We start from the raw sequence: 22,263 nt of genomic DNA, 5'->3' as shown, positions 1-22,263 counted from the left end.
GGCACGGGCAGGGGCACGCGGGAGTGCGGGCGCTCAAGCCGGGGGATCCGCCTTTCGTCGGCGGCTACCGGCTGCTCGGCCGGCTCGGCGCGGGCGGCATGGGCGTGGTCTACCTGGCCCGCTCGACGGGCGGGGCGCTGGTCGCGCTGAAGGTGATCCGCGCCGAGTACGCGTCCGACCACGACTTCCGGGCCCAGTTCCGGCGTGAGGCCGAGGCGGCGGCCGGGCTCAGCGGGCGATGGGTCGTACCGGTCACCGCGGCGGCTCCGCAGGCCCGCGAGCCCTGGCTGGCCACCGCCTTCGTACCGGGCCCGTCCCTGGCCGAGGCCGTCGCGCTGCACGGGCCGCTGCCGGACCGGACGGTGCGCGCGCTCGGAGCCCGGCTGGCGGAAGCGCTCATCGAGGTGCACGCCGCGGGTCTGGTGCACCGGGACGTCAAGCCGGGCAACGTCCTCCTCGCCCTGGACGGGCCCCGGCTGATCGACTTCGGCATCGCGCGCGGCACCGGCGCCACGGCGCTCACCGCGAGCGACGTGGTGATCGGCTCGCCCGGCTATCTCTCGCCCGAGCAGGCGCGGGCCGAGGGCGGTGAGATCGGTCCGCCGAGCGACATCTTCTCCCTGGGCTGTGTCCTGGCGTACGCGGCGACCGGGCGCCGCCCGTTCGGCATCGGCACCCCGGCCGCCGTCATCTTCCGTGCGGTCCACGAGGAGCCGGACCTGGACGCCGTACCGTGGGCCCTGGTCCCGCTGCTGACCGGCTGCCTCGCCAAGGACCCGCGCGCCAGGCCGACCGCGCCGGAGGTCCGGGACGCGCTGGCCGGTGAAGGCGAAGGGGAGGACGACTGGCTGCCCTCCGCGCTGCCCCGGCTGATCGCGGAACGCTCCGCCACGGTCCTGTCCCTGCCCGACCCCGGGCCGAGCACACGCGTGCTGCCGCCCGAGCGGCCCGGCCTCGCACGGCGCCGCCTGCTGACGCTGGGCTGGGCGGCCTGTGTGGTCGCGGTCGGCGGGGGAGTGGCGGCCTGGGCCGCCTCCAGATCCGCGGCCGGCAACTCCGGCGGGACGGGCTCCGGGGCACTGCCCCGGTACGTCATCGGGCTGCACGCGGACCTGTCGGGAAAGGACAAGGCGGTGGGCCGGGCGCAGGAGCGGGGCGTGCGGCTGGCCGTGGAACAGTTCAACTCCCGCTCCCGGGACGGCCGTAGCTTCGACCTGGCCCTCAAGGTCCTTGACGACGCGGGGGAGGCGGAGCGGGCCGCCGAGGTGGCCGGAAGCTTCGTCGCGGACCACGGTGTGTACGCCGTCATCGGCCCGACCGGCACCACCATGACGGAGACCGTCGCCGCCCGCTACGAGAAGGCCTTGCTTCCCATCGTGACCGTCTCGTCCGGCAGCGATCTGTTCTCCGAGACCACCACCCGGGCGTTCTTCCAGCTCAGACCCGACGAGGACACCCTGTCCACGGCCTTCATCCAGTACCTCACCCACACCGAGAAGAGCCGCAGAACCGCCCTCATCGACGACAGGGCGGCCAGTCGTACCAGTTGGCAGATCGTCAGGGACCTGACGACGTTCCCGCCCTCCAACGGCACCACGACCACCCATGTCGTGCCCGCGGACAGCGAGGACTTCGACACCGTGGCCGCCGCCGTGCTCGCGGCCAAGTCGGAGGCCGTGGTCTACGGCGGTTCCTCAACGAGGCGGGCCCGGCGGCCGAGGGCTGGGTGATCTGCACGACCTAGGTCGATCCGGCCGAACTGCCCGCAACCGCAAGCTTTGTGACGGCGTACAAGAGGCGCTTCGGCGTACGCGCCGTCGGGCGCTTCGCCGTCGAGGCGTACGACGCGCTGAACTTCGTCGCCGAAGGTCTGCGCGAGCTGGGCAGCGCCGGGGTCGAGCGGGGCGCCATGGTGCGCAGACTCCGCGCGTCCACGTACAAGGGGCTGGCCAAGACCATCCAATTCGACGCGGTGACCCACGAGTTCCGCTGGATCGACGGCCTCTTCCTGCACCGCGTACAGAACGGCACCCCGCATTTCCTGGGCCGCTACGACCAGCCCAAGAAGGCCTGATCCGGCGCCTGCCTGGCGGTCCTGCTCAGTCACGCGCCTGCCTCGGCCGCGCGACGGCGCGCACCGCGACCCGCACCGCCCCCGCCGAGCCGGGCCGCGTCAGTCTGTCAGTCGCGCGAGGGCCAGCGCGTGGGCGCGGTCCAGCGCGTCGGCGGCGGCGCAGGCGATGTCCGGCTCCACGCCGGTGCCCTCCCAGTTGGTGCCGGAGACGGGGTTGATCGCGCGGCCCACCGGAATGGTGGCTTCCAGGTGTGGGTGCACCGTCCAGCCCTCACGCGGGTGCGCCCCGCCGCCGGTGCGCTCGCCGACGACAACGGCCCGGCCCAGCTGCTGCAGGTCGTACGCGAGTTCCTCGGCGGCGGAGAAGGTGCGGCCGCTGGTCAGCACGTACAACGGCTTGGTGCCACCGAAGCGCGCGCCGGGCACGTGCGCGGGACTCCAGTACTGCTCGTGGCGTTCGCCGTCGCGCCAGTGCATGGTGTTGAGGTGGGTGCGCTCATCCAGCAGATGACCGCAGACGAAGGACACCGTGTCCGGGTCACCGCCCAGGTTGCCGCGAAGGTCCACGATCAGTGCCCGGGCGGATGAGGCCAGAGCGAGCGCGGCCCCCAGCGGCCCGGCCGCCCACTCCAACGGAAAGAGTGCCGGCGCCAGCTCCACCACGGCCACCACGCCCTCGAGCAGCTCAACCCGGGGTATGCCGCCCAAGGAGGTGTCGAAGTCCCGGCGCAGGGCCGCCAAAGCCGCCGCCCCCTGCTCCGGAGGCACCAGGTCGGCGTGGTACTTCAGTCTCAGGTGCCCGTCGCCGTTGACGGATTGGAGGTCCGCGGTGACCAGCCGGCCGAGCTCTTCGGCGCTGTCGACGTCGTACGCCCCCTCGGCGAGACGCTGTCGCAACAGCCCCGCGAGCTGCTCGGCCGTCTCCGGGAAGATGTAGTGCTCGGTCAGGAGCCGGGCCGTCTCGTCGATGACAGGGGCGGGCCTTAGCTGTGTCTGAGTCGTCATGGCAGGGAGTACAGCACCGCTCTTGCGAAAGCGTCAAGAGAGTTAGACACTTTCGGAATGCACGATCAGCCTCACAGTCCGCAGCCACCCGAGGAGCTCCAGGAGATCGGTGCGCCCGAGCAGTTCGCGGCGCTCGCCCATCCGCTGCGTCAGCGGCTCCTCTTCGTCCTCGGCCACCGGCCCGCTACCATCAGCCAACTCGCGGCGCAACTCGACGCGAGGAAGGGCAACGTGGCCCACCACCTCAAAGTGCTGCGGGAAGCCGGGCTGGTCCACATCGCCGAGACCCGCCGGGTTCGCGGCGGAACCGAGCACTACTACCAGCGCACGGCCCGCCGCATGGTCGTCGCCGAACCCCGTGCGGACGGCACGGCGGCGATGCTGGCCGCGGTCGCTCAGGAACTTCAACGCTCACCCGCGGAAATTGTTTTGACGCTGCGTCATCTTCGCCTCAGCCCGGCGAAGGCACAACAGCTCGCCGAGACCCTCGCCCGACTGGTCGACGAATCCGAGGAGGACGGAGAGGGTCAGCCCATGCACAGCGTGCTGGTGACGCTGTATCAGCAGGCCGCCCAACCGGCCGGCACCGACACTTCCCCCTAGGTCCTGTCCGAGGTGTCTCCGGTCCCTCCCCAGGACGGCCTTTCGGCAGACCCGGCCGGCGGGTCCCCGTCGGCCGGGTCTTCCGTACCGGGGAGGGACTGTTCGGTCCAGATGGCCTTGCCCTCCGGGGTGTAGCGGCTGCCCCAGCGTTCGCAGAGGGCGTTGACGAGCTGGAGTCCCCGGCCCCCCTCGTCGGTGTCCGAGGAGCGCCGGATGCGGGGCATGGTCAGACTCGCGTCGGACACCTCGCAGACGAGTGTTCCGCTGCACAGGAGGCGCAGCCCGATGGGGCCCCTGGCATGCCGGATGACGTTCCCGACGAGCTCACTGGCCAGTAGCTCCGTCGTCATGACCAGGTCGTCCAGCTGCCATTGGGCGAGTTGCTCCCGTACATGGCGGCGGGCCTCACCCGCGGCCTCCGGACCCTCCGGCAGAGCCCAGGAAGCCATCTGCCGGTCGGCCACGGTGTGCAGACGGGCGATCAGCAGGGCGGCGTCGTCGGCGGTCGGCCCACCCGGCAGCATGCCCGCGGTGACGGTGTCGCACAGGTCCTCCAGATCGGGACAACAGGCCTCGTCGGGGAGCAGATCGGCGAGCTGGGCCATGCCCTGGTCGATCTCCCGGTGCGACGACTCCACGAGCCCGTCGGTGAAGAGGACCAGAAGAGTGTCCGCCGACAGTTTCAGTTCCGTCGTCTCGAACGGAGGGAACGCGGCGCCCAGGGGAGGGTTGACGGCGACCTCGGGGAAGTAGGCGCTGCCGTCGGGCCGGACGACGAGCGGCGGCGGATGCCCCGCCCGCACCACGGTGCACGATCCGTCGGTGGAGTCGTACAGCGCGTACAGGCAGGTCGCGTACGCGTGCTCGCCGAGGCCCCCCACGATGTCGTTGAGGTGGCCCATGATCTCGTCGGGAGGCAGTTCCAGGGCGGCCAGCGTGTGCACCGCGGTGCGCAGGCGTCCCATGGTCGCGGCCTCGGGCAGACCGTGGCCCATCACGTCACCGATGACGAGGGCCACCTGGCCCGCGGACAGCGGGATCAGGTCGTACCAGTCCCCGCCCACGTCGGAGGTCTGCCCGGCCGGCAGAAATCTCGCCGCGGCGGTGACCCCGGGCACGGTGGGCAGCCTCAGGGGCAGCAGAGCCTGCTGGAGTTCCTCGGAGCGGGTGAGCTCGGCGTCGTAGAGCCGTGCTCTCTCCAGGGCGTGTGCCATGAGCGCGCTGATGGTGATGAGGAGCGTTCGTTCCTCGGACGTGAGGCGCCGCACGGTGTCGAAGGCGATGACACACACGCCGAAGGTGTGGCCGGAGGCCGTCAACGGGAGGAAGGCCCAGGCCTCCTTGTTGCTCGGAGGCCGGCTGCCGCCGTCGGGGAAGGCCGAGAACCATTCCTCCCGCGACGAGAAGAAACAGGGTTCGCCCGTCAGGACGGCCCGCCCGGCGGGACCGGCGTCGGGCAGTTCCATGCCGTGGGCGCCGTGCATCTGCTGGAGGAAGGAGCTCGGGTAACCGACGGACCCGATGTGCACCAGCCTCCGGTCCTCGATGACGAGCACGAGGAGGCCCTGCGCGTCGAACGGCGGCAGGACACGTTGGGCGACGGCCTTCACCACGTCCTGCGAGGTGGTCGCCGCGGCGAGCTGAGTGGTCAGCTCCGCCGTGCGGCGCGCCCGTTCGGCCGCGGTCCGGATGGCCGCCACCTGCTCCGCCTCCCGGCGGCGCCGATCGGTGACGTCGGTGAAGTACAGGGTGAGACCGCTGGGCACCGGGACGAGCCGCAGGTCGTAACAGCGGCCGGTGTCGGCCATCGTGACGTCGAAGCCGGTGGCGATGGACTCCGCGGCGCCGTGCCGGCACCGTTCCTCCAGGTCGGGCATCCCGCGCAGCGCGGGAAGGTCCCACAGGTCACGTCCGAAGAGCTGTTCGTCGGCCGAACCGAGAATGTGTTCCGCCTCCAGGTTGGCGAAGGTGATGCGCCAGTCGTCGTCCACGGACAGGAAGGCGTCGCTCATGTGCTGCAGGGCACGGCTGAGGGCATCGCGGGTGGAGCGCGACGCGTCGCTCGCCCAGCCCTTGCCGATGATGCGCGCGACCCGACCCTGCTCGTCGAGGACGACATGACCGGAAGCGCGAGTCCACGTGTAGCCCCCGTCGCCGCGCCGGACCCGGTACTCGGCCTCGAACGGCGCGTGGGTCCGGATGGTGCGTTCGGCCGCCGTCAGGGTGCTCGGGAGATCGTCGGGGTGCACCACCTTCATCCAGCTCTCGACGCCGGGCACGAAGGCCGCCGGATCGGTGTGGTAGACCTTCATGGCCACCTCGTCCCACAGCAGCTCACCGGTACTCACGTCCCACTCCCAGGAGCCGACCGGAGTGAAATCGAGGTCGGTGCCCAGGCGGGCGGGCTCCGGCATCGCCCTCAGACGGTTCATGGTCCATTCGGCCACCGAGGTGAGGAACGTCCACTGCGCGTGCGTCGGTTCCTCGTTGTCACCGGTGAGGCACGTGATCGCGCCGATGGCGCGGCCGGCGTCGACCAGGGGCACGGAGAACCAGCCGGACCGTGACAGCAGCGGCGCGGTGGGTTCGACCAGGTCGGAGGGGAGAGCCGGCACCCATGCGTGCCGGCCGGAGCGTACGGCGCGGGCCGTCGCCGTGGGCCCGTCCTGGTCGACGATCTCCCATGCCCGGGTGACCGACGACGGCAGTCCGGTGGTGGACACCAGACGCAGAGCCGACATGGGGCCCCGCAGGTAGACGGCCCCGCCGACGCAGCCCAGCTCCGCGATGGAGTGCTGAAGGGCGAGCCGGAAGACCTCGCTTTCCGTGATGCCGTCGTCAGCGGTTTCGAGTAGGTCCAGCCGCCTGATCACAGACCCAATATAGGATGGAATGCCGCATACGACACTCATGGAATTGTCTGCTGCCGAGGGTGCTTTCGGTCGGGGCCACCTCCTCCATGGGCCCGGTCCCTCCCCTCCGGAGGGGGTGGAGACCCTCCTGTCGCGTGTGACTGATGGACAGCTCCGCCGAGCCTCGGAGCGCCACGGTACGGCTCAACCCGTGCGTGTCGCGGGCGTGATCGCTTTGGCAGGTGGCACAACAGGACCGACTTCGAAGGAACGCACCCGATCACGATCACGATCACGATCACGATCACGTTCGCGGCCATCGGCCAGGGCCTCTCTGACGATTCCCGCAGGTCGCGGTCGGCCCGTACAGCGGCAGCGGCCGGTCGTCCGGCCGGCTCCGGAAGTGGGACGCCGTCGGCCTGCCGGTCGGAGCCGAGGACCGCGCGTGTCCCGGGTTGCGGGGCGCGGTGCGCGACACCACGCTGGCCAGAACGCCCGCGTGATCGACCGCTCGGGACCGGTCGCCCGTTTCCCATGGTGTCGCGCGGCGGTCCGCTCACGGGCACATGTGGCGGGTGGTCCGACGACGGGAGGACGGTGGCGCACAGGTGAACGCCGGATCGCGTCGTCCTCACCGGCGGCCGGGCGAGCCCGGCACGGGTCGCGGCGGGCGCCGGATGCGGTACGTCGTGGGGAATCGTTCCTCCCGTGGCGTCTGGGCAGTTGCGCGGGCGCGTACGGCCGGCTCGGATGTGCGGCGCGGCACCGGAGACCACAAGGGCGTCCCGGTGAGTCACGGGCTGCGGGTGGCCGCGGCGTACGCGTGGCGGCTGCTCGTCGTCGGAGTGGTCGCCTACGTGGTCTTCGCCCTTCTGGGCAAGCTGCAGCTGGTCGCCGTGGCCCTGTTTCTCGCGCTGGTCGTGACGGCGGTCCTGCGTCCCCTCGCCGATCTGCTGGCGCGTCGCATGCCGAGGACCGTGGCGGTGATCGTGAGCATCCTCGGGAGCCTCCTGCTCGTGCTCGGCGTGATGGCGCTGGTCGGTCGTGTCGTGGCGGGCGAGTCGGGGCAGCTGGGCCATGAGTTCGCCGGGGGGCTGGGGCGTATCGAGCGATGGCTGGCGGGCTCCCCCTTTCATGTGAGCCACTCGGTCCTGTCGAATCTCCAGGGCAAGGTGGCCACCTTCGTCTCCGATCACCGTTCCGTACTGATCAGCAGCGCCCTCAGTGGTGCAGGCCGCGCGGTGGAGTTCGTCACCGGCCTGGTGCTCGCCCTGTTCTGCTCGCTGTTCTTCATCCGGTCCGGGGACAGATTCTGGCGCTGGTTCCAGGAGTTGATGCCGGAGGGCGCGCGCGACCCGTGGGACCGCGGTGGGCGGGCGGCCTGGCGGACCTTCGCCGGGTACACGCGCGGCATCATCATCGTGGCGGCCACCAACGCCATTCTCGTCGGAATCGCCCTCTACATTCTGGGCGTCCCCTTGGCACTGCCGCTCACGCTCCTCGAGTTCTTCGCCGCGTTCATCCCGCTGGTGGGCTCGCCCGTCGCGCTCGGCGTGGCCACCGTCGTCGCACTCGCCACCAAGGGGCCGGTCGTCGCGATCATCGTGCTCGCACTGATCGTCGTCATCGGCCAGTTGGAGGGGCACGTACTGCACCCGCTCGTCCTGAGCTGGGCGGTCCGGCTGCACCCCGTGGTCGTGGCCCTGTCCGTCATCGCCGGGAGCATCCTGGCCGGTGTGACCGGCGCCGTCGTGGCCGTACCGATGGTGTCGGTCGCCTGGTCCGTGATCTCCGAGCTGCGCGCACGCCCCGAGCCGGAGCCCTCCGGACGCTCACCGGATCACCCCTCCGCTCCGCCCGAACCGCACTCCGAGCCGCCCGGACCGTCCCGGGCCGGGGAACCGAAGCGGTGACGGCCGAGGGCGGGCCAGGTTCATTCCGTCCAGCCCAAGTCCGTGTAGGACTTCCCGCAGGCGATGGCGGCCAGCGCGGTACGGGTGTACTCGACCAGTCGGCCGGGGAGCGCGTCCAGCGGCCACCACCGCCACTCCGTACACCGTTCGGGTTCCAGGACCCGGGGCTCGCCGCTCCAGCGGGAGGCGGCGAAGAACAACTGCAAGCGGGGGAAGGGGCTCCAGGGGTTGCGTTGATCCAGGGTGTGTACGAGGGACAGGTCGCGCGCCTCGATCGTGATGCCGGTTTCTTCCGACGCCGCTCGGACCATGCAGGTCAGCGCGGACTCTCCCGGCTCGCGGTGTCCGGCCGGTACGTGCCAGGTCGAAGGAGCGAACGGGCTGTCAGGGTGGCGTTTGCCGAGCAGGACCGCGCCGTCTCGTACGAGGACGAGGTGGGCGCCGACGATGCTGCGCTCCCGGTGCTCGCCCTCCTGCCGGACGCGCACGGTCGGCGGTGTGCCGCTGCTGTCCGTGCGGGGGTGCGGATGCCGTTGGTGTTCGTGGATGACGACCGCTGTGCCGGGGTCCATGGTCATGTACGCCGTCTCGTCGGGGTGGGTCCAGCGGAGCTGGATGCCTTCGTGGAGAGGGATCTCGTGGGCGGGCCGGTTCAGGGTGCCCCGGTAGACGAGGACCCGGTCCTTGAGCGTGCCGGCGGCGTCGACCGTCTCCACGGTGATGAAGGGCGTGAGGCCGGGGACGGTGAGGCCGGTCTCCTCGCGCAGTTCGCGGGCGATGCACTGGGCGCACGTCTCGCCGGGCTCGGTGCCGCCACCGATGAGGCCCCAAGTGCCAGGACTCCAGATGGGTTTGTTCGCGTCGCGCAGGTGCAGCAGATAGCGCCCGCAGTCGTCGACGAGAAGGGCGGCGGTGCCGGGCACGTCCATGGTGCGGGGGCTCGACGGGAGGCTGTCGGCGTCGGTGTCGGTGTCGGTCACGCGGAGGGTCCTTTCGTGTCGGACGATGGCGACGGAGTCGGGGCGTGAAGCGTGCGTGTGAAGCGTGCCCGTGAAGCGGGGTGCCGACCAGGGGCGGGTATTCAGCATTCCTGGGACAGGTGCGGAGTTCGGCCGAGATACCGCCGACGTGAACGAGGCCGGCGTGCTGCTTCTGGCGTGACGCGCGACCACCGAGCGGGAGTGGCGGACCGCCGCTCGCGAAGCTCTCGCCGCCCGATTCGACCGAGACGCGGCAGCCCAGCCCACCCGGGGTCGTGGCGCATGAGCACACAAGGTTCATGTGTCGGGGTGCCGTTGAGGCTCCGCGTCAGGACCGGGCGAGGCCACCGAACTCGTTGCCCTCCGGGTCGGCCAGGAACGTCCACGGGATGTCGCCCCGGCCCGCGGGAGTAGAGTGAAAGGTGCGGTTCGGAGGTCTCTGCCCCGGACAAGGGGGTTATGCCCCGAACAACGAGGTCGCCATGCAGCCAACGGAATCGTTCCCCGACGGACACGCCGAGGTACGCATAGTCGCGGCTTCCCCGGAGGTCGCCCGTCGCGTGGCGGAAGTGCTTCGACGCTGCTTCGCCGCCACCGAGCAGCGTAGCTACCCCGGCGGCGCCGACGGGGGCACGCGTCTTCAGCTCAGCGTCGACACCAGTCAGCCGGCGGAACCGGCACGCTCCTGGCTGGAGACCAGCCGTGCCTCGGAGAGACCCTCCGACGAAGGGGAGCCGGCATCCAGGAACGGTCCGCCCGGCCCGTCCCAGGAGTAGCGTGAGGGCATTGGGAGCACTTCGCGCACCGGCCCCGATGCCGGTGTCGTTCCCGGTGAGGAACAACGCCGGGCAACTGCCCAAGGCAGCGGGTCCGGAGACAGGCTTCGCGCGATGTCCGCCACCGCCGACCATCTCCCGCCGCGCGTCGCGCTCTTCAAGGCCCCGACCGTGCGCCTCGCTTTGAAGCCCGTGAGTCCGTCACGCGGGCGTGTCGAGCTGGACGGCGCCTGGTGGCCCCGTTCACATGATCTGGCGCACGAACTCTCCGCGCTGGCGGATGTGCTGGATCCGCTGTGGGGGCGGATCACCCGAATCGCCGTGGACCCCGGCCACTGGCCGATCATTCCGCGCAGGATCTTCGTCAACGGCCAGGTGGTGAAGGTCGATTGGTTCACAGCGGGGCAGGATCAACACAAGATCCTGCTGTTGTCCTACAAGGCGGGCCGCTGGGACCTCCTCGTGATCCCCCCGGAGACCAGCGCCCCCGCGGCGGCCCGGCTGATGGCTGCCGCGAGCGGCACCGGTCCGGCGCTGACAGCGACCGCCCTCCTGGCGGCGGAACAGGTCGACGTGACGCCGTTGGCGTGCGAGTCCGACACCGACCGCCCCGCCCGACTGCCGCTGGGCGGGTGGCAGCCGTCGTCACCGCCCCGGCCGGCAGTGCGCTGACGGCCGAGAGAGCGGTCCGTCCCGGCTCGATCAGCCGTGACTGCCCGCGCCGGATGCCATGAGGGTCTCGGCGGACGCCGTGGTCGTATCCGGAGGTACGACCAGCAGGTCCCAGCGCCCCTGGCCGGGAGCGATCAGGATGATGGCGGGCGGAGCGGATGCGGTCGGACTCCTGTGCAGTCGCACGACCTGACCGGCGACGAGGGTTCGGCCGGGCAGCGCGGGCCATGCGGCCCCGCTGACGGTGACGTTGCTGATGCGGCCCCACGCGCGCGGCAACCCGGCGAGGAGCTGGGGAAGTTCGGCGAGCAGGTCGTACGAGCGTGGCCACCATGCTCCGTCGATGGCCCGGGGCAGACCGCTGTGAGGCGCCAGGCGCAGGCGCAGGAGGGAATGGACGGGAGGCGGAGGCTGCACTGCGGTGGTCATCTGGGCTCCTGCCGACTGTCGTACAGGGATGAGCGTTTGGCCTCAGACGCGGCGGGCGGCGACGCGCTCCGGAGTGGGCCAGTGCACCTCGGACACCCAGCCGAGGCGTTCGAGGATGCGGATGACGGCGGCCGACGGGTCGATCTGGCCGCGGTCCACGCCGTGGCGGGCGCTCGTGGGGTCGGCGTGATGGAGGTTGTGCCAGCTCTCGCCGAACGACAGCAGGGCCAGCGGCCACAGGTTGGTGGCCCTGTCGTGGCGCCTGGTGTGGAACGGGCGTTCGCCGATCATGTGGCACAGCGAGTTGACGCTCCAGGTCACATGATGGAGCAGCGCGATGCGGACAAGTCCCGCCCACAGAAGGGCGGTTGCGCCGTACACCCAGGTGCCGCCGATCGCCCAGCCCAGCCCGAAGGGCAGGGCGAGGGTGAGCACGCACAGCGCCGGGAAGGCTCGGTCGACGGCCCGGATGTCGCGATCGGCGAGGAGGTCGGGGGCGTAACGCTCCGCGGGTGTGAGTTCGTTGCGGAAGAGCCAGCCGACGTGTGCGTGGAACAACCCGCGCAACTGGCCGCGCAGATGTGTGCCGTAGCGGTACGGGGAGTGCGGGTCACCGGGCCGGTCGGTGAAGGCGTGATGACGGCGGTGGGTGGCGACCCAGCCGATGACGTCGCCCTGGAAGCTCATCGACCCGGCCACCGCGAGCGCGATGCGCACGGGGCGGACGGCCCGGTATCCGCCGTGAGTGAGGCCGCGATGAAAGCCGACGGTGACTCCGAGGCCGGTGACCGTGTAGAGGACGACGGCAAGCAGCACGTCGACGGGATGGATGAGGCGACCCCACAGCAGCCATCCGGCCAGGCCGAGCGCCACGAACGGCAGGACGACGATCACCGCCGTGACCGTCACGTACAGCCGCTCCCCGCCGCCGCGCGGGGCTGCTGAGCCGCCCGAGGGGAACGGGGACGTCCCGTCGTAGACCTGGGGTGGCGAGGGGTCGTCCGGCGGAACGGCGGTCGTGGGTGCGGTGGACATGGGCGCCATGGGAAGCTCCTCGGCCTTGGTGCGGGTGGCGCGGCCGGGGTCAGGGGCTGCCCCTGTGACGGGAATCGTGAGAGCTGGACCGGTTGGACAGCGACATATTTGGACAGCGGCATATGAAGCGTCCTCGCTTCGTCCACCGTACTCCCGCATTGTGCGAAACGGGGTCCGCCGGATCGAGTGACCACCGTCCGGCACCGACTCCCGGCGGACGTCGGCCGACAACTCGGCGGAGTAACATGCGGAGTACCGAGGGCATTTCGTGCACCGGCTTCCATGACGGGTCGTCTTCGGCGAGCCACGAAAACCGGGCCGCCGCAGAGGCGCCCCGGAGACGGGTCCACATCATGTCGGCGACCTTGTCCGCACCCCTGCCACACGTCGAGCCCGTCGCCGCCCCGGACGCGCGTCTCGTCCTCAAGACCGATGGCGGCTCCCGCGGACTCCTGGACGGTGCCTGGTGGCCGCGCTCCCGGGATCTGTTGAGTGAACTGCCCGCGTTGACCGAGACGTTGGACCCTCTGTGGGGTCGCATCACCCGGATCGCCGTCAACCCGCGGTACTGGCCGGACATCCCGCGCAAGATTCCCGTGGGCGGCCACATCGTCAGAGTTGGCTGGTTCACCCCGGAAATCGACCCGCACAAGCTGCTGCTGCTCTCCTACGGCACCGGCCGCTGGGATCTCCTGATCATCCCGCCCGAGACCGGTGCGGCGTCGGCGGCCCGGCTGATGGCAGCGGCGTCCGACCACGACGGTCCGCCCTTGACCGCGAGTGAACTCATGGCGGCGGAGGAGGTCGGGCACGGTGTCTCCGCGGCAGACCGGCCGCTCGGTTCGGACGAGGCATGGGAGTACGAGGGCGGAGCTTCGGCGGTATCCGCGGCCATTCCGGAACAGGCCGGTCCGGACAGTCGGACCAGCCGCCTGATTCTCGGTATGTGAGGCGGTCGCCATGTACGACTTCCTGACGGCCGTCGCCTTCGTTGTCCTCATCGTGGCGGCGGCATACGTGATCCACCGGCTCAACATCCAGCACGCGGACCGAATCGCCGTGCACGGGTACGGCGCGGCCCTGCCCGGACACGGGGGCCGCCGCACGCCGCAGCCCCCGGTGGGACCGGAGCGGTCCGATGCGCCCACCCCCGGCGAACGACGGGACCACCGCGACGGAGGCCGTGGCCGCTTCCCTCCAGGGCGCCGCAGCGCCCGCCCCACTCAGCACGACTGACCAGCCGTTATCCGTCAGCCGCGCACGGATCGCCGACTCGGCCCGTCCGGCCAGGCGTACACCCGGGAATGTATGCCTGGCCATGCTCCACGCGAACCGCACCCGGCGTCGACCGGCCGGGACCGCGTCCCTCAGGAGGCCTCCACCGCCGCCTTGATCCGCCGGCCGAAGGCGTCCGCGTCCTTGCGGGCCGCACTCAGCGCGAAGCTCACCAGCAGCTTGCCGATGCCATGGCCCTCGAGGACGTTGAAGATCCTGACACGGGTCGTGCGGTCGCCGGTGGACTCGAGGTCGTAGCCGCCCTCGGTCGCCGTGACGACGTTCTTCGAGACCTCCGCCCAGCGGATCAGGTGGGGCGGCTCGAACTCGGTGATCCGGAACGTCCGGCCCGTCTTCATGCCGGCGTCCTTGACCGTGCTGGTGAAGACCGTGCCCGCTGCCGTCGGGCCTTCCGGCGTCTTCGTGATCGCCTGCACCCTGGGGCTGAACTTGGGGTCGTTCGTGCCGGCGGCGAGGAAGGCGAAAACCTCCTCGATGGGGCGGTTGATCTCGGTTGTCGCCTCGAACTGACCGGACACGGTTCCTCCTGTGCTGCGATCACGGACCGCCCGCTGAGGGCGCGCGGGCTTGCCGCGCGGCTCAGCCTAGGGGGCGGGAGCTCCACCGGCCCGTCGCACGGACCCATTCGTACGACGACCGACACACAGACCGGAAGAAGCGGGAGACAGGAGTGGCGATACCCGGTCATGTCTCCGTGCGACGGCCCCGCACGCTCAATGATCGAAGCTGTCGGTCAGGCGCACGGTGTAGCCGTCTTCTTCCATCAGGACGACGGTGACGCCGAAAGGGTTGGGGTGGTCCAGCTCCATAGGGGTGAAGGCGTAGTCGACGGCGGCCCGGACGGGCGGCGGAAGTTCGCCGTCCGGCTGAGGCGCGGGAGCCGGCGTCCAGTCGAGGGTGGTCGTGGACCGGTCGGGGTCCTCGGCACCGGCGGACGGGAACGCCTCGGTGTAGGGGAACTGGTGCAGCACATGACCGTCCGGGGTGGCTTGGACCATGTTCAGGCAGGGGGCGGGGCCGACGACGGGCAGCTCACAGGTGGTGGCGACCTCAGATGTCTCCCAGGCGAGGACGATCTCGTCCGCGCAGGCCGCCGCGGCGATGTTCGACAGCGCCGCGATGCCGGTGAGCGCGTCGGCCCCCGGCTTGGTCGGGCGGACCCAGATCAGCCCGACCAGCTCTCCGCGCACCAGCGGCATGATGACCGGCCGGGGCGCTGCACCCTCGCCCACTCCGTTGGCGTAGGTGCTTTTCATCGAGCTGACCAGCGTGTCCCACGTTCGTGTGTCCACGGAAGCCCCCTTTGCCGCTGTTGCCTTCGATCACCAGTGACCCTGTCACGCGGGGCGTCCCCGTGTCAGCGGGATGTCCGGCACACGACCCCTGCGATGTCCTCCGCCCACACCCTTCGTAGATCGTTTGCGCGGGCGTCCCCTAGGCTCGATGAGATGCAGCGCGTGGAAGTCCTTCAGTTGCTGGTCTCGGCCGTACACCGTTTCGAGGGCCGTCCGAGCGACGGGGCGCCCGCGCTGCCCGATGCTGATCTGGTGACGACGGCGCAAGTGCGCGCCGGACTCGGAATCGTCGGCGACCGCTACTTCAATCATCCGGCCCACCGCAACGCGTCGATCACGCTCATGGCCGCCGAGCGCTTCCCGCAGGGCCTCGCCGCGGACGCGGACCTCCTGCTGACCCGCCGCAACGTCCTGCTGCGGGGTGTGGACATCGACGCGTGTGTCGGCGCGACCGTCTCGCTGGACTGCGGTACCGGGCCCGTGCTGCTGGCCGTACGCAGTGCTGCCAGGCCCTGCGCGTGGATGAACACCACGCTCGGCCCCGGCGCGCAACGGGCGCTGCGCGACCGCGGGGGAGTCCGCTGCCGCCCGCTGTCCGACGGCACCCTGACGCTCGGGCCCGCCCTGTTCACGGTGGTGGAGCCGGCACCCGCGAAGGACTGACCTGGGGCGGGTGAGGTCGGCACCCGCGAAGAAGTGACCCGTGGCGGGTGCGGTCGGCAGCCGGGAATCCTCGGCCCGCCGCCCCTTATTCAACCAGTTGGTTGACTAAGTCGTGGGGCGGTCGTACGGTTATTCAACCGAGTGGTTGATTACGTGAGGTGAGAGGTGGCCGACGACCGGCTGTCCCGGGTGTTCTCCGCCCTGGCCGACCCGACCCGGCGCGACATCGTGGCCAGGCTGGCGGCGGGGGATGCCACGGTCAATGACCTGGCCGAGCCCTACGACGTGACCGTGCAGGCCGTGTCCAAGCACATCAGGGTGCTGGAGGACGCCGGTCTGGTCAGTCGCAGCAGGGACGCTCAGCGCCGGCCCTGCCATCTGGAGGGTGAGGTCCTCGACCTGATGACGAAATGGATCGAACGCTACCGCCGCGAGGCGGAGGACCGTTTCCGTCGCCTCGATGCCGTCCTCGAACAGATGGAGGAACAGCCGGTGAAGGGCGCCTCGGTGAAGAAGGCGGCATCGTGAGCGGCGCGGACGCGAGTGATCGGTACGAGACGCGGATCGTGGCCGACCCGGCGCTGCCCACCATCCTCATCACCCGGGAGTTCGACGCCTCTGCCGAGCGCGTGTTCAGGGCGTACACCGATCCTGATCTCGTCGTCCAGTGGCTCGGCCCGCGCCGGCTCACCATGCGGATCGACGCGTACGAGGCGCGCACTGGTGGCTCGTACCGCTACGTGCATCGCGAGGACGACGGGACGGAGTACGGCTTCCGCGGCGTGTTCCACGAGGTGCGTCGCGACGAGCGCATCGTGCAGACCTTCGCCTATGACGGCTTCCCGGACGGCGTCAGCCTGGAGACCACCGTCTTCGAGGACCTCGGTGGCCGCACCCGGGTCACCACCACCTCCCTCATGGGCTCCATCGAGGCCCGCGACGCGATGATCAGAAGCGGCATGCGACGCGGCGTCCGCGAAGGCCACGAGCGCCTTGACGAACTGCTCGGCGGCCGCCGGAGCAGCAACGCAGGATGACGGACCGAGACGGAAGGCTTGAGATCATGACGAGCGCAGCCGAAGAGCACCGCACCGTCGCCGGGGTCTTCACGGACCGCGTGCGCGGAGTGCGTCCCGGGGCATGGGACAACCCCGCGCCGTGCGAGGGCTGGGTCGCCCGGGACGTGGTGCGCCACCTCGTCGAGTGGTTCCCGGACTTCGTGAAGGCGGGCGCCGGAGTCGAACTGCCGAAGGGGCCGTCGGTGGACGACGACCCGGTGAAGGCCTGGACGGTGCACAGCGACGGGGTGCAGGCACTCCTCGACGATCCGGCCACGGCGCACAAGACGCTGTCGAACCCGCACATCGGAGAGGTCCCCCTCGACCGGGCGGTCGACCGCTTCTACACCGCCGATGTCTTCATGCACACCTGGGACCTGGCGCGGGCCAGCGGCCAGGAGGAGCGCCTCGACCCCGGCAAGTGCGCCCAGTTGCTCGACGGGATGCTGCCGCTCGACGATGTGCTGCGCCAGAGCGGACAGTACGGGCCACGGGTCGAGGTCCCCGAGACCGCTGACGTGCAGACCCGCTTGCTCGCCTTCATCGGACGCGAGCCCTGAGAGACGGCATCGGCCGGATCACGGTCCCGCCGGGTCACCGCCCGGCCGGGTCACCACACTCCCGGATCACGGTCCGCCCGGTTCACCGTCCCGTACGGGCCGTGGCATCCCGTGCGGCTGCCGGGTCCGTTGCGCCGCCCTGGACCGGAGGCGGCGGCTCGTCCGGACCCCTCCCGCCGATCGCCGTCAGCTCCGCCGCGAGCGTCTGCAGCCAGCTGTCGATGTCGACCAGCGCGGGCAGCACGGGGGCCGGGGCCGCGGAGACGACCTCTGGCGGAAGAGGCGTGGGCCGTGCCCGTACGCCACCGGGCGGGAACGCGGCCGCCCGGTCCATCGCCGTGGCCAGTTCCCCGACCGACTCCCGGGCCCACCGGACCGCGTCGGGCGGCGCCGGACCGTACGCCTGCCGGGGCAGCCAATGGGATCCGATCTCCGCGTGGGAGGCGCAGTTGAGCGCCAGATGCCAGTCGGGGCCGCCGTCGACGGGATCACCGCCACCCTCCGTCCGATACTGCGCGTAGGCGCCCTCCGCGATGCGGAGCCGGTGCCGGGTCAGCCGCAGTGACTCCTCGGCCGCACCGCCCCGGGGCCGTGGATCACCGGACGTGCCGGACGCGCAGACCGCGGCGACCACGGTGACCTGCACCAGGGGCCCCACCGCACGCAGCAACTCCGCCATACTGCGTCGAACCTCGGCGCGGGCTCCGGCGGGCCAGGCGAGCACACCGCACATCAGCCCGATCGCGCAGCCCGCCAGGACATTGATCAGGCGGGTCTCCGCCAGCCGCCAGGTGGCCGGAGCGAGCTGGCTGAAGGCGGCGGCGACCACCAGGGTGAACAACCCCTGCGCCCAGGCCGGTCCCGCGATCGGCCCCACGGAGAAGGCCACGAACATCGCCGGCACCAGCACGACGGCGTACACGTCGACGGTGCCGCCCGCCCCGAAGATCAGCGCCCCGGCGGCCAGTGCGCCCACCAGCGTGCCGACCGCCGCCGAGCGCACCGTGGACCAGGTCGCTCCCGCGGTCGTGCGCCCCAGCGTCAGCACGGCCAGCAGTACCCAGAAGCCGTGCGAGAGGTCCAGGACTCCGGCCACGAGACGGGCCGCGCCGAGCCCCAGGGCCGTGCGTACGGCGTTCTGGAACAGGACCGAGCGCAAAGTGAGATTGCCGGTCAGCCGTAGGGTCAGGAGCCGTGTCGTGGATGGCTCCGCGTACCAGAACTGCTCGGGCGGCAGTCCCGCCGAGTTGCGGCGCCCACCGATCGCCACTGCCACCGCGGCCTGAACGGTCAGGGCCGAGGCCGCCGTGGTCAGCAGGTCGGAACGGCATTCCAGCAGCCGCTGCGACGCTTTGGCATCCGTGTCGCGCCCGGTGCCCGACGGACGTCCGCGTACGGCGACGAAGTCGGCGACCATCTCCTCGAGGGCCTCGGGTCCCGGAACGGCCCGCGCGCCGCGGAGAGCTTCCGCCGTCGCCGCGCATCCGGCCGCGACACCGCGCAGCAGCGCCTCGGAGAGCGGATCGGCGGCCGTCGCGGACTTCGGCCGCTCGGCCGTCCGGGCCAGTTGGTCAAGTACACGCCGTGTCGCGGCTCCGGCCTGCGCCAGTCCGCGGTCGGTGCGGCCCGCCCCGGTCGGGCGGGAGGCCGGTGGCGTCTGCGACAAGCGCAGTGCCAGTCCCTCCTTGCGCAGACGCCGTGCCCGCTCGGGGCCGTGACGGTGGCCTTGAGCCGCCGCGAGCGCCGAGGCGGCCGCGAGATCCAGGGCGCCGGCGATCCGCGCACGGTACGGCTGAACGGGGGGAGCGGGCAGGAGCAGCAGTTCGCACAGGACCAGCAGGGCGCCACCGGTGATAAGTCCGACGAGCCGCTGCGGCAGGGTGTCCGGCGCGTACGGCGGGAAACACGCGAGGACGTAGAAGAGCAGCAGCCCCGGGGCCGTACTCGCCGCGGCCGGTCCGTACGCGGCGGCGAAGGAGACGGCGAAGCCGATCACCAGCATTCCCGCGACGGCGGAGGCGGTCGTCACGGCGAGAGCGGTGCCGAGGGCTGTCAGCGCGACGGCGATCGGCAGCACGCACAGCACCGTACGGGCCCGGTCGCGGCCGCCGCCGGGGATCGGGGAGAGGACGCCGAGCGCGATCGGCGCGAAGAGGGCGTAGACCGCGACGACCGGCTGGTCCAGCGGGTAGAGGGCCGCGTAGAAGCCCGTCGCGGAAGCGATCGTGACACGCGCGGACTGCCGCGCGGCCCGTACACGACCGGGGGAGGAGGGCCGCTTCGGCATGGACGTGTCCTTCCCCGGCGCCTCCCCGGGCCCGTCCCCGCCGTACGTCCATTGTCGACCGGGACCGGGTCACGGGCAGCGCGACTGTCGCGGACCCGGTCCCGGCCCGGGGAACAGCGACACCGCTCGGCCGGCATCCCGAGCCGGAGCGGGCGGTCGGCGCCCACCTGTGACACGGTGGGGCCCACGCCTCGCCGGACGCCTCCTGGAGCTACGGCTTCGCCGGGCCGCATCCCGGGGCCCCGGGTTCGCCGTACGGCCGACCGCGGCTCTGCGCCGGCCGACCGGTGGCTCTGCTCCGGCCGGACGATGGCTGAGCCCGGATCGGACGATGGCTTCGCTCCGGCCGCCCGATGGTTCCCCTCCGGGCGCCCGTGGGTCTGCCGTGGGTCTGCCGTGGGTGGTGGCCGTAACAAGGCGGCGTGGTACGGAAGTTGGACGGATCCGGGCCGAGGGACGGCCACATGTTTGCCGAGCCCGCGACACGGTCCGCAAGCACGTCGTCACCCGGCAGGCGAGAGCACACCGTCTGGTCAGGGGTTTCTCTATTCAGGAGGCGGGTCAGCGCATAACATCCGGACGGGAACGCGCCCAAAAGGCCTGCTGGGGCAGCCTGCTGGGGTCCGAACCCGAACCCCCGACCACGTGTCGAGTCTCCGCCTGCTCAAACGTACAGTCCCGCACGAAGGAACCATCAGTGAGCGAAGCCGGATCTTCCGGAAGAGTCCAGCCGGCTCATGCCGGCGATCCCTCCCGTATAGGTCCGTACCGGATCATCGGTCGTCTCGGTGCCGGAGGCATGGGTACCGTCCATGCCGGAGTGGCGCCCGACGGAACGCGCGTGGCGGTCAAGGTGATTCACCCCGCGCAGGCCCAAGAGCCCGAATTCAGGGCCCGTTTCAGGCGCGAAGTGGAATTGTCCTCCCGTGTCACCGGCCCGTACTTGATCCCCCTCCTCACCGCAGACGCGAACGCCGAGCACCCATGGCTGGCCACCGAGTACGTCGCCGGACCGACGCTGAACCAGCAGGTGCTCGCCCAAGGACGACTCGCCGGAGCGAATCTGTACGCTTTCGCGGCCGCCACCGCGCAGGCGCTGGCCGGCGTCCACGCGGTCGGCGTGGTGCACCGCGACGTGAAGCCGCAGAACGTCATCCTCACGCCCTCCGGCCCCTGCGTCCTGGACTTCGGAATCGCGCACGCCGCCGACGGCACCAGCGTCACCCGTACCGGAGTCATGACCGGCACCCCCGGCTGGATCAGCCCCGAGCGGTACCGCACCGGGGCCACCGGGCCCGCGGGCGACATGTTCGCCTGGGGAGCGCTCGTCGCCTACGCGGCCACCGGAAGAACTCCTTTCGGGACCGGCGCACCCGACGTGGTCGCGTTCCGCGTGATGTCGGGTGACCCCGACCTGGACGGTGTCCCCGCGCCCCTGCGCGGGATCGTGCGGAAAGCACTGGCCAAGGAACCCGGGGACCGTCCCTCGGCCGCCGATGCCGCCGAGGAATGCTTCGAACTTCTGGCCTCCCAGGTGACCCAAGTCATGCGCGCCGACACGTTGTTCACGCGGGCCGAGGACATGGTCACAGCGGTCTGGGACATACCCCACGCGAACGATCCGGTGTGGCCGCGGCCCGCGAGGCGTCCACGAAGACCATGGGCGGGCATGGTCGTTGTCGCGGCAGCGGTCATCGGGGGCCTGGTCGGCGGAGTGGTGGCCCTGATGCCCGGCAGGACGGACGGCGGCCGTGCCGGAACCTCGAGCACGGCTTCCGCTCCGGCTTCCTCGTCGACCGGATCTCCGCAGCCGTCCACGGCGGGCGTGGAGGCGAGCACGGAGGCGAGCGCGGAGGCGAAGCGGAAGCAGGCTGCGAGCGGCGGTTCGGCAAGTGCGGCGAGCTGGGCCGAGGCGCGGTCGGCACGGGGCCAGGGTGAGCACGACGTCTCGCGCGCAGTTCTGCACGACCAGGGTGTTCTCGTCCAGGAACTGGGTGACGGCGTCGACTTCGCCCCGGAGGGCGTGAGGTTCCACGCGTCGCGCGGAGAGGTCTACCTCTCGTACCGGCTCTCCTCCGACGAGCAGGCAACGATGTACGCGGAGACGAAGGTCGCCGGGTTGATGTGCCGGACGCTGAGGGACGTCGTTCTGCGCCTGCACCCGGAACTGCCGTACCGCACCTACGTCATGGTGAAGGAGGCGACGGGCCGCGACCCGCAGGTGACCTGGGACGACGACTTCCTCACCAACGCGCGGTGCACGTCGGCCGCCGACAACGACACCGGGCAGGCTTCCGCTGCCGGCTCGGGCTGGGAGCCGGACGAACAGGGCCTCGGCCAGGCCATGATCCCCAGCACCGACAGCGATGAGATCAACGTCGCGGACCGCGCGACCAGGAAGATCATCGAGCGGACGAACGCAATGCGCACGACGCTCGGCACTGATCGCCTGCTCGGCAACGCGGAGCTCAAGATGGGCTTCGACCCGGGCAACTCGGCGATGTATGTGTGGTCGGACTACGTCACGTGGAACCAGGGGCAGGTCGCGACCTGGGCGGACATGGCGGCGGGCGAGGCGTGCCGGGCTCTGGTGAAGCAGCGGGACAGCGCGGGCGTTCTGTGGCCGTACTCCCGCTATGCCGTGGCGGAGAGGGGCGGATCCGGCTACCTGATGATCCGTTGGGGTACGGCGGGCGCCCTGGCGGATTGCCCGGCCTGATCGAGGACGGCCCGACGACCGTACGAGCGCGCCCGGGTTGACCCTC

The 22,263-nt window shown here is 71.1% G+C and carries 19 protein-coding genes and 1 pseudogene; 12 read left to right on the top strand and 8 right to left on the bottom strand.

Annotated elements, in window-relative coordinates; genetic code table 11:
• Positions 1-23: 23 nt before the first annotated feature.
• A pseudogene (locus ACFYR3_RS14430) lies at positions 24-2,074 on the top strand (bifunctional serine/threonine-protein kinase/ABC transporter substrate-binding protein).
• A 99-nt stretch (positions 2,075-2,173) separates the two neighbouring features.
• Here ACFYR3_RS14430 and ACFYR3_RS14425 read toward each other — a convergent pair.
• Positions 2,174-3,079, bottom strand: coding sequence for a S41 family peptidase (locus ACFYR3_RS14425; protein ID WP_389283080.1), 906 nt, complete (start codon positions 3,077-3,079; stop codon positions 2,174-2,176).
• 57 nt (positions 3,080-3,136) lie between these two features.
• Between ACFYR3_RS14425 and ACFYR3_RS14420 the strand changes: the two genes are divergently transcribed.
• Positions 3,137-3,682, top strand: coding sequence for an ArsR/SmtB family transcription factor (locus tag ACFYR3_RS14420; RefSeq protein ID WP_389283078.1), 546 nt, complete (start codon positions 3,137-3,139; stop codon positions 3,680-3,682).
• On the opposite strand, the gene ACFYR3_RS14415 is transcribed toward ACFYR3_RS14420, so the two are convergent.
• Positions 3,679-6,555, bottom strand: a complete 2,877-nt coding sequence (locus ACFYR3_RS14415) for a SpoIIE family protein phosphatase (RefSeq protein WP_389283076.1) — start codon at positions 6,553-6,555, stop codon at positions 3,679-3,681. The two genes, ACFYR3_RS14420 and ACFYR3_RS14415, sit on opposite strands and share 4 nt — an antisense overlap.
• 656 nt (positions 6,556-7,211) lie before the next feature.
• On the opposite strand from ACFYR3_RS14415, the gene ACFYR3_RS14410 reads away from it, so the two are divergent.
• Complete coding sequence (locus ACFYR3_RS14410) at positions 7,212-8,447, top strand: AI-2E family transporter (RefSeq protein ID WP_389283074.1); 1,236 nt, start codon at positions 7,212-7,214, stop codon at positions 8,445-8,447.
• A gap of 20 nt (positions 8,448-8,467) precedes the next feature.
• On the opposite strand, the gene ACFYR3_RS14405 is transcribed toward ACFYR3_RS14410, so the two are convergent.
• Positions 8,468-9,427: an NUDIX domain-containing protein gene (locus tag ACFYR3_RS14405; protein WP_389283072.1), complete on the bottom strand. Its 960-nt coding sequence runs from the start codon at positions 9,425-9,427 to the stop codon at positions 8,468-8,470.
• A 482-nt stretch (positions 9,428-9,909) separates the two neighbouring features.
• Between ACFYR3_RS14405 and ACFYR3_RS14400 the strand changes: the two genes are divergently transcribed.
• Together ACFYR3_RS14400 and ACFYR3_RS14395 are read left to right on the top strand one after the other, a co-directional pair.
• A complete protein-coding gene (locus ACFYR3_RS14400) occupies positions 9,910-10,203 on the top strand; it encodes a hypothetical protein (RefSeq protein ID WP_389283070.1) in 294 nt (97 codons plus the stop codon).
• A 114-nt stretch (positions 10,204-10,317) separates the two neighbouring features.
• Entirely contained in the window at positions 10,318-10,875 is a 558-nt protein-coding gene (locus ACFYR3_RS14395; RefSeq protein ID WP_389283068.1) for a DUF5994 family protein, read from the top strand.
• 30 nt (positions 10,876-10,905) lie between these two features.
• Here ACFYR3_RS14395 and ACFYR3_RS14390 read toward each other — a convergent pair whose 3' ends face one another.
• Both ACFYR3_RS14390 and ACFYR3_RS14385 read right to left on the bottom strand, forming a co-directional pair.
• Positions 10,906-11,304, bottom strand: coding sequence for a DUF5994 family protein (locus ACFYR3_RS14390; RefSeq protein WP_389283066.1), 399 nt, complete (start codon positions 11,302-11,304; stop codon positions 10,906-10,908).
• A gap of 42 nt (positions 11,305-11,346) precedes the next feature.
• The gene (locus ACFYR3_RS14385; protein ID WP_389283317.1) at positions 11,347-12,339 is read right to left on the bottom strand and encodes an acyl-CoA desaturase; all 993 of its coding nucleotides are present in this window, start codon (positions 12,337-12,339) and stop codon (positions 11,347-11,349) included.
• Between the two features lie 245 nt (positions 12,340-12,584).
• Here ACFYR3_RS14385 and ACFYR3_RS14380 point away from each other — a divergent pair, with 245 nt between their 5' ends.
• On the top strand, positions 12,585-13,289 hold the full coding sequence (locus ACFYR3_RS14380; RefSeq protein WP_389283064.1) for a DUF5994 family protein: 705 nt from the start codon (positions 12,585-12,587) through the stop codon (positions 13,287-13,289).
• Positions 13,290-13,299: 10 nt separating this feature from the next.
• The gene (locus tag ACFYR3_RS14375) at positions 13,300-13,575 is read left to right on the top strand and encodes a hypothetical protein (protein ID WP_355843371.1); all 276 of its coding nucleotides are present in this window, start codon (positions 13,300-13,302) and stop codon (positions 13,573-13,575) included.
• 131 nt (positions 13,576-13,706) lie between these two features.
• On the opposite strand, the gene ACFYR3_RS14370 is transcribed toward ACFYR3_RS14375, so the two are convergent.
• Together ACFYR3_RS14370 and ACFYR3_RS14365 are read right to left on the bottom strand one after the other, a co-directional pair.
• Positions 13,707-14,153, bottom strand: a complete 447-nt coding sequence (locus tag ACFYR3_RS14370) for an SRPBCC family protein (protein ID WP_355843368.1) — start codon at positions 14,151-14,153, stop codon at positions 13,707-13,709.
• Positions 14,154-14,348: 195 nt separating this feature from the next.
• Positions 14,349-14,927, bottom strand: coding sequence for a hypothetical protein (locus ACFYR3_RS14365; protein WP_355843365.1), 579 nt, complete (start codon positions 14,925-14,927; stop codon positions 14,349-14,351).
• A gap of 156 nt (positions 14,928-15,083) precedes the next feature.
• Between ACFYR3_RS14365 and ACFYR3_RS14360 the strand changes: the two genes are divergently transcribed.
• From ACFYR3_RS14360 to ACFYR3_RS14345, 4 genes are all read left to right on the top strand, one after another.
• Complete coding sequence (locus ACFYR3_RS14360; RefSeq protein WP_355843362.1) at positions 15,084-15,593, top strand: molybdenum cofactor biosysynthesis protein; 510 nt, start codon at positions 15,084-15,086, stop codon at positions 15,591-15,593.
• Between the two features lie 165 nt (positions 15,594-15,758).
• Positions 15,759-16,121 carry an ArsR/SmtB family transcription factor gene (locus ACFYR3_RS14355; protein WP_389283061.1) on the top strand — a complete coding sequence of 121 codons (363 nt, stop codon included), beginning with the start codon at positions 15,759-15,761 and terminating at the stop codon, positions 16,119-16,121.
• A complete protein-coding gene (locus ACFYR3_RS14350) occupies positions 16,118-16,630 on the top strand; it encodes an SRPBCC family protein (RefSeq protein WP_389283059.1) in 513 nt (170 codons plus the stop codon). Before ACFYR3_RS14355 ends, ACFYR3_RS14350 begins: the two co-directional genes overlap by 4 nt.
• Positions 16,631-16,656: 26 nt before the next feature.
• Entirely contained in the window at positions 16,657-17,211 is a 555-nt protein-coding gene (locus tag ACFYR3_RS14345; protein ID WP_389283057.1) for a TIGR03086 family metal-binding protein, read from the top strand.
• Positions 17,212-17,293: 82 nt separating this feature from the next.
• Here ACFYR3_RS14345 and ACFYR3_RS14340 read toward each other — a convergent pair whose 3' ends face one another.
• Entirely contained in the window at positions 17,294-19,498 is a 2,205-nt protein-coding gene (locus tag ACFYR3_RS14340; RefSeq protein WP_355843350.1) for an FUSC family protein, read from the bottom strand.
• Between the two features lie 697 nt (positions 19,499-20,195).
• Here ACFYR3_RS14340 and ACFYR3_RS14335 point away from each other — a divergent pair.
• Entirely contained in the window at positions 20,196-22,217 is a 2,022-nt protein-coding gene (locus tag ACFYR3_RS14335; RefSeq protein ID WP_389283055.1) for a serine/threonine-protein kinase, read from the top strand.
• Positions 22,218-22,263 lie beyond the last annotated feature (46 nt).

The organism is Streptomyces sp. NPDC005784 (genome assembly GCF_042871525.1).
Taxonomy (GTDB): domain Bacteria; phylum Actinomycetota; class Actinomycetes; order Streptomycetales; family Streptomycetaceae; genus Streptomyces.
Note: the sequence above shows the minus strand (reverse complement) of the source record. Positions and strands in the feature narration are given on the sequence as shown.

Coding starts and splice junctions, on each gene's coding strand:
- ACFYR3_RS14425 (WP_389283080.1), bottom strand. CDS start 3,079: ATGACGACTCAGACACAGCTAAGGCCCGCCCCTGTCATCGACGAGACG.
- ACFYR3_RS14420 (WP_389283078.1), top strand. CDS start 3,137: ATGCACGATCAGCCTCACAGTCCGCAGCCACCCGAGGAGCTCCAGGAG.
- ACFYR3_RS14410 (WP_389283074.1), top strand. CDS start 7,212: ATGCGGTACGTCGTGGGGAATCGTTCCTCCCGTGGCGTCTGGGCAGTT.
- ACFYR3_RS14400 (WP_389283070.1), top strand. CDS start 9,910: ATGCAGCCAACGGAATCGTTCCCCGACGGACACGCCGAGGTACGCATA.
- ACFYR3_RS14395 (WP_389283068.1), top strand. CDS start 10,318: ATGTCCGCCACCGCCGACCATCTCCCGCCGCGCGTCGCGCTCTTCAAG.
- ACFYR3_RS14390 (WP_389283066.1), bottom strand. CDS start 11,304: ATGACCACCGCAGTGCAGCCTCCGCCTCCCGTCCATTCCCTCCTGCGC.
- ACFYR3_RS14385 (WP_389283317.1), bottom strand. CDS start 12,339: ATGTCCACCGCACCCACGACCGCCGTTCCGCCGGACGACCCCTCGCCA.
- ACFYR3_RS14380 (WP_389283064.1), top strand. CDS start 12,585: ATGCGGAGTACCGAGGGCATTTCGTGCACCGGCTTCCATGACGGGTCG.
- ACFYR3_RS14375 (WP_355843371.1), top strand. CDS start 13,300: ATGTACGACTTCCTGACGGCCGTCGCCTTCGTTGTCCTCATCGTGGCG.
- ACFYR3_RS14360 (WP_355843362.1), top strand. CDS start 15,084: ATGCAGCGCGTGGAAGTCCTTCAGTTGCTGGTCTCGGCCGTACACCGT.
- ACFYR3_RS14345 (WP_389283057.1), top strand. CDS start 16,657: ATGACGAGCGCAGCCGAAGAGCACCGCACCGTCGCCGGGGTCTTCACG.
- ACFYR3_RS14340 (WP_355843350.1), bottom strand. CDS start 19,498: ATGCCGAAGCGGCCCTCCTCCCCCGGTCGTGTACGGGCCGCGCGGCAG.